Genomic DNA, 785 nt, shown 5'->3' with positions numbered 1-785 from the left:
TAAAAGAGCGCATAATTGGTAGTTATTTTGTATGTGTATGGCAGCTTACAATGTTAGCTATGTATTGGTGAAAGTCCTGTACAGATTGGTATTGTAGTATCTGTACAGGATGCATATGAAAGTACTCGTAGTATTGTACATAAAGCAACTTATGTAGATTTCCCTTGTGGGAAAACGCGCATGTAAATTTATAGGTGTGAATTATTGCTCTGTTTGTACTGGGCCGATTTATAAGGCCGGGATCTGTATAGTTTGTCGCATTGTCTCTACAAGTTCATCGTGGTTCTGAGCCGCTCTGTTGAGGGCTCATAGTAAAGCGCCTGCTTCGTCTACGTCTACCTCCGCACCATCTACCCTTTTGCTGCACCGTCCGTCTCTCTATAATCATCCTACTCTCGTCGCTCGTACAGGTATCAACTTTACAATGTTGCCTGCCTGCAACATATGTTTACAACGAAGACGCGTTGACTGAGACTGACTGAGACTGAGACAAACGCTTCGATGCAACATTCTTTGTTTACAATGTTGGACGTATCTTTGCTCTGGGCCCATGCCTATGGAGCTAACTTAAAGTCCAGCCGTGCACTTACGGGGTGTAACTGGCACAGTCGGTGTTGCAAATTCTGCACCGGTGAGGGAAGAAAATCCAGCCTTTGCTGGTCAGGTCAATCGGGAATCCCTGCAAAATCCAGCCGTGCAGTTATGGGCTGTAACTGGTCATCCTACTGGTGTTGGAAATTCCTATCCAGTGGGGTGTGTAAAGCCAGCCTTTGCTGGTCAGGTTG

1 protein-coding gene is annotated in these 785 nt (G+C 45.6%); it reads left to right on the top strand.

Going from position 1 to position 785, the window contains the following annotated elements; translation table 11 throughout:
• Window positions 1-580: 580 nt before the first annotated feature.
• A partial coding sequence (locus tag GY843_RS13225) for a hypothetical protein (protein WP_297310403.1) occupies window positions 581-785 on the top strand: 205 nt, incomplete at its 3' end.

It is taken from the genome of Neptuniibacter sp. (assembly GCF_024231755.1).
Classification (GTDB): domain Bacteria; phylum Pseudomonadota; class Gammaproteobacteria; order Pseudomonadales; family Balneatricaceae; genus Neptuniibacter.
The sequence above is the reverse complement of the archived record's forward strand: the minus strand, read 5'-3'. Positions and strand labels throughout refer to the sequence as shown.